This is a genomic window from Frankia sp. AiPs1, from assembly GCF_023716945.1.
In the GTDB taxonomy this organism is placed as follows: Bacteria; Actinomycetota; Actinomycetes; order Frankiales; family Frankiaceae; genus Frankia.
Window position 1 is genome coordinate 1 of the sequence record NZ_JAMQQF010000380.1, and the last position, 5,730, is coordinate 5,730.

At 74.9% G+C, this 5,730-nt stretch carries 3 protein-coding genes and 1 pseudogene; 2 read left to right on the forward strand and 2 right to left on the reverse strand.

What is annotated here, in order from left to right:
- Both ND748_RS23365 and ND748_RS23370 read left to right on the forward strand, forming a co-directional pair.
- Window positions 1-576, forward strand: a 576-nt coding sequence (locus ND748_RS23365) for a phosphopantetheine-binding protein (RefSeq protein ID WP_251748108.1), incomplete at its 5' end; no start/stop codon positions are given.
- Between the two features lie 219 nt (window positions 577-795).
- Window positions 796-4,089 (forward strand): annotated as a pseudogene (locus ND748_RS23370) (type I polyketide synthase); the annotation flags it as partial.
- Between the two features lie 75 nt (window positions 4,090-4,164).
- Here ND748_RS23370 and ND748_RS23375 read toward each other — a convergent pair.
- Window positions 4,165-5,379, reverse strand: coding sequence for a cytochrome P450 (locus ND748_RS23375; protein ID WP_251748110.1), 1,215 nt, complete (start codon window positions 5,377-5,379; stop codon window positions 4,165-4,167).
- A 117-nt stretch (window positions 5,380-5,496) separates the two neighbouring features.
- A partial coding sequence (locus ND748_RS23380; protein ID WP_251748111.1) for a DUF6059 family protein occupies window positions 5,497-5,730 on the reverse strand: 234 nt, incomplete at its 5' end.

Genomic DNA, 5,730 nt, shown 5'->3' on the forward strand with positions numbered 1-5,730 from the left:
TCGGTGCGCCGGGCCGCGGCGGGCAGCTCGACCCCCGGCGGTGACGCACCGGGTGACCTGGCCGAGCGGCTGACCAGGCTGCGCGGCGCCGAACGCGAGCGCTACCTGCTCACCCTGGTCCGCGAGCAGGTCGCCGCGGTGCTCGGCCACGGCCACCCGGACGACGTCGGCGCCGACCAGGCGCTCAAGGAGATCGGCTTCGACTCGCTGACCTCCGTCGAACTGCGCAACCGGCTCAGTGCGGCGAGCGGGCTGCGGCTGCCCACGACCCTGGCGTTCGACTTCCCGACACCCGCCGCACTCGCGGCCAGGCTGCTGGCGCTGCTGGCACCGGACGACACGGCCGCCGAGCTGGACCGGCTGATCGCCGAGGTGACGGTGGACAGCCCCGAGTTCGCCGCGATCCGGGACCGGCTGCGGGACGCCCTGTGGCGGTGGGAGGAGGCGGCCGGCTCCCGACCGGACGGCGTCGGCGGCTCGGCCGTCCCGATCCAGCCGACCTCGGCCGACGAGCTGACCGACGCCTCCGACGAGGAGCTCTTCCGCGCTCTCGACGAGGAGCTCGGTACGTCCTGAGCCCCGATCGCCCCCGGCGGGCCGGCACGCATCGCGCCCGCCGGGACATCACCCCCGAAGCCGGCGCGACAGGAGACGAGAAAGATGACCGATCAGGCCAGCACCACGGCCGCCGTGCGCGCCGCCCCGCGGGCCGCGGGGGACGAGGTGGCCGGGGACGTCGCGGGCACCACCGCGACCACCGATGCGACGACCACCGATGCGACGAGCATCGAGACAAGCACCGAGCAGCGGATGCGCGACTACCTGCGGCGGGCGACCACCGACCTGCGCCAGGCCCGGCGGCGGGTCTCCGAGCTCGAGGCACGCCTGCACGAGCCGATCGCGATCGTCGGCATGGGCTGCCGCTTCCCCGGCGGCGTCGACTCCCCCGACGCACTGTGGCAGCTGCTCGACGCCGAACGCGACGCCGTCTCCGGACTGCCCACCGACCGCGGGTGGGACCTGGACCACCTCTACCACCCGGACCCCGACCACTCGGGCACCACCTACGCCCGCGACGGCGGATTCCTCGCCGACGCGGGCGGCTTCGACGCGGCGTTCTTCGGCATCGGCCCGCGGGAGGCGACTGCCAGCGACCCGCAGCACCGGCAGCTCCTGGAGGTTTCCTGGGAGACCTTCGAGGACGCCGGCATCGCGCCGGGCTCGCTGCGCGGGTCACGCACCGGGGTGTTCGCCGGGCTGGTGTCCCAGGCCTACGTGCCGCCGCCGGAGCGGGTGCCCGCCGGCTTCGAGGGCCACCTGATGACCGGTAACGCGACGTCGGTGGCGTCCGGACGGGTCGCCTACCACCTGGGGCTGGAGGGGCCGGCGGTCACCATCGACACCGCCTGTTCCTCCGCGCTGGTCGCGATGCATCTGGCTGCCCAGGCGCTGCGCCGCGGCGAGTGCGACCTGGCGTTGGCCGGTGGGGTGACGGTGATGGCGACACCGGTGCTGCTGGTGGAGTTCAGCCGGCAGCGCGGGCTGTCACCGGACGGCCGCTGCAAGGCCTTCGCGGCCGCGGCGGACGGCACGGGCTTCGCCGAGGGCGTCGGCCTGGTCCTGCTGGAACGGCTCTCCGACGCCCGACGCGCCGGCCGGCGCGTCCTGGCGGTGCTGCGCGGGTCGGCGGTCAACTCCGACGGGGCGAGCAACGGGCTGACCGCGCCGAACGGGCTCAGCCAGGAGCGGGTGATCCGCCAGGCCCTGGCCGACGCGCGGCTGGCCCCGCAGCAGGTCGACGCCGTCGAGGCGCACGGGACCGGCACCCGTCTCGGCGACCCGATCGAGGCCCAGGCGCTGCTGGCCACCTACGGGCAGGGCCGCCCCGCCGACCAGCCGCTGTGGCTGGGCAGCCTGAAGTCGAACATCGGTCACACCCAGGCCGCCGCGGGGGCGGCGGGTGTGATCAAGATGGTGCAGGCGATGCGGCACGGCCGGCTGCCCCGCACGCTGCACGTCGACACGCCCACCCCGCACGTGGACTGGGCCAGCGGCGACGTCCGGCTGCTCACCGAAGCCGGCGACTGGCCGCGACGCGATCATCCGCGGCGGGCTGGCGTCTCCTCGTTCGGCATCAGCGGGACCAACGCCCACGTCATCCTGGAGGAGCCACCCGCACCGGAGCCGTCGGCACCGGAGCCGCCGACTCGGCCGCAGCCGACGACGACGCAGGAGCCGTCGCAGCAACAGCCGACGCAGGAGCCGTCGACGCAGGAGCCGACGACGCAGGAGCCGACGACGACCGAACCCGGATCGCAGCGCGGCGGGCCGGATCCGCGAACCGCGCCACGGCCGGTCGCCGAAGGTCCCGTCGGCGACCCGTGGCCGCTGACCGGGCGCACCGAGACCGCGCTGCGCGCCGCAGCCGGACGGCTGCTGGCACGGCTGCGGGAACAACCGGAGTTGCGCGCCGCCGAGGTGGGTCGGACCCTGGCGATCGGCCGCACGGCCCAACGGCACCGGGCGGTCGTGCTGCCCGGCCCGTGGGAACGGCGACTGACGGCACTCGCGGCCCTGGCAGCGGGGCGACCGGACGGACTGGTCGTACGAGACTCCGCGGCCGGCGCGGGCGGACGGCCACCCGGGGGTGGGCGAACGGCGTTCCTCTTCACGGGCCAGGGCAGCCAGTGGGCGGGCATGGGTCAGGAGACCTACGCCCGTCAGCCGGTCTTCGCCGCCGCCCTCGACGAGGTCTTCGCGGCGTTCGAGCCGCTGCTCGACCGCCCGCTGGCCGATCTGGTCTTCGCCGCGGCGAGCAGCGCCGAGGCGGCGCTGCTCGACCGGACCGAGTACGCCCAGCCGGCGCTGTTCGCGGTGCAGACGGCGCTGTACCGGCTACTGGTCGACCTCGGACCGGCACCGGATCTGGTCGCCGGCCACTCGGTGGGTGGGCTGGCCGCCGCGCACGCCGCGGGCCTGCTACCGCTGCCGGACGCCGCCGCTCTCGTCGCCGCCCGAGGCCGGCTGATGCAGGCCATGCCCGCCGGCGGCGCGATGGTGGCCTGCGAGGCGACTGCGGACGAGGTCAGCCGGGCCCTCGCCGAGGAGCAGGGGCGGGTGTCGCTGGCGGCCGTCAACGGGCCGAGAGCGACCGTCGTGTCCGGGGACGCCGACGCGGTCGCCCGGGTCGCGGCCCTGTTCTCCAGCCGTGGACGGCGGACCCGCGCGCTACGGGTCAGCCACGCCTTCCACTCCGCGCACATGGACGGCGCCGCGGCGCCGCTGCGCGAGGTGGTGGCCGGGTTGCGCTTCCAGCAGCCGACCATCGACATCGTCTCCGACCTGACCGGTGAACCGGCGACGTTCGAGCATCTGCGCGACCCCGACTACTGGGTGCGCCAGCTACGCTCGCCGGTGCGATTCGCCGATGCCGTGGGAGCCCTGCACGCCGCCGGGGCGACGACCTTCCTGGAGATCGGCCCGGACGCGGTGCTCACCCCGATGGTCTCGGCCTGCCTGCCGCCGGACGCCACCGCGGTGTTGGCGGCGCCCACCCTGGTGCGCGACCGGCCCGAGGAGCAGGCGCTGGCCACCGCCGTGTCCCGGCTGCACGTACGGGGCGCGGACATCCGTTGGCACGCCTGGTTCGGCCCGGCGCAGGGTGCGCCGCCGCAGCTGCCCACCTATCCGTTCGAGCACCGTCGGTACTGGTGGCCGCCCGAGGTCGTCACCCCTGTCGCCACCCCTGCCGCCACCCCTGTCGCCGCCCCTGCCGCCACCGCCGAACCCGGCGTCCCGACGCCGGGTTCGGCGGTCGCGCCGACGAACAACGGCGACGCCGGGCACTCGGCCGCCGCGGCCCTGCTCGCCCTGGTGCTCGGGGCCGCCGCCGACGTCCTCGGCCACGCGGACCCGCAGTCCATCGGCGCCGATGACAACTTCCTGGACATCGGCTTCTCGTCCTTCACCGCGCTGGAGGTTCGCAACCGGCTCTGCGAGGCCACCGGGCTGACGCTGCCACCGGTGCTGCTCTACGAGCACCCCACGCCGTCGGCGGTCGTCCGGTTCATTCGCGACCAGGCGGCCTGACCCGCGCCGCCCGGGGACGGCGCGCGGGCGCAGGCGGCCCCGACCCGATCGGTCGGGGCCGCCCCGCGAGCCGGCTCACCACACCACGGGCAGCCGGTAGACGCCCTGCACGGATCCGCCCGGCTTCGCCCCGAGCGCCTCGACGGGTTCGGCCAGCCGCAGCGTCGGGATCCGACCGAACAGCTCACGCAGTCCGATCTCGAGTTCGACCCGGGCGAGGTTCTGCCCGATGCACTGGTGGATGCCATAGCCGAAGGCGAGGTGCCCACGGGCGGTGCGGGTGATGTCCAGCGAATCGGGATCGGGGAACGCCGAGCCGGTACGGTTCGCCGCCGCCGTCGGCAGGTACACCCCGTCGCCGGCCCGGATGACGACGTCACCGACCTCGATGTCGGCGGCCGCAATGCGCTGGATCTCGTCGGCCACCGACAGGAACCGCAGCAGCTCCTCGGTGGCGACCGCGGCCCGCCCGGCCGGGTCCTGGCGCAGCAGGTCGAGCTGGTCGGGATGCTCCAGCAGGGCCAGCACGCTCAGCGCGAGCATGTTCGCCGTCGTCTCGTGGCCCGCGACGAGCAGGAACATCGCGATGGACGCGAGCTCGTCGTGCCCCAGCTCGCCGGGGACAAGCCGCTCGGCGATCAGCTCGTCGAGCAGGCCCTGCCCGGGGGTGTCCCGCTTCCTGGTGATCAGTTCGTCGAAGTAGCCGACCAGAGCGGCCGACGCGCCCGCCGCCTGCTCGGCGGAGCTCGTCGCGATCAGCATCCGGCGGGTCTGCTCCTCGAAGAACTCGTGATCGGTGTAGGGCACGCCGAGCAACTCGCAGATCACCGTGGAGGGAACCGGCAGGGCGAACGACGTCACCAGGTCGACGACCTCGCCGGGGCCGTGCGCCAGCAGGGCGTCGACGCGGGCTGCGACGATGCGCTCGATGTCGGGGCGCAGCGCGTTGGCGCGCCGCACCGTGAAGCTGCCGATCAGCATGCGGCGCTGGATGTCGTGCTGCGGTGGGTCCATCCCGACCAACGCGACCAGCTTCGCCGCGGTCATCCGCGGGACCATCACCGGAAAGTCCGGCCGGGACCGGTCGGAGGACAGTCGCGGGTCGACCAGGAGCCGGCGGGCCTCCTCGTAGCTCGTGACCGCCCACACGACCCGGCCGTCGAAAAGCCGCACCCGGGTGATCGGCCCGTCCTGCTTGAGCTGCTCGTATCCGGACGGCGGGTGGTAAGGGCAGCCGCGGTCCATCGGAAAGGCCGGCGGATCCGCCACGGCTGTCTGGTTGCTGGTCATCCTGGCCCCAGAGGTTCGGGCGCGGCCCTCTCGCCGCGCGGGCCAGGATCGTGCGCAGCGGCGATAAAGCAGCGCTAAAGCGGCCTGTGGACCGCCGTCACCGCGGCAACGAACCGATCAGCGCCGATCGACGGGCCCCCGCCCGTCCGGCCCCGGCCGGTCGACGTCGGCGGGCGGTCCCGGCCGGTCGACGTCGGCGGCGCAACCGCGGCCAGGGTCGCCGACGGGGACGGCGAGATCCGCGAGCTGGCGCCAGAGCAGGCGCTCCACCCGGGAGGCGGGCACGTCGGCGCGAACGCGTTCGGGATGGCCCGGGGCGGTGGCGCGCACGGGCGGCGCGGCGGGCACCGC

Excerpts from the sequence above, each read along its gene's own strand:
- ND748_RS23375 (WP_251748110.1), bottom strand. The coding sequence starts at position 5,379 with ATGACCAGCAACCAGACAGCCGTGGCGGATCCGCCGGCCTTTCCGATG.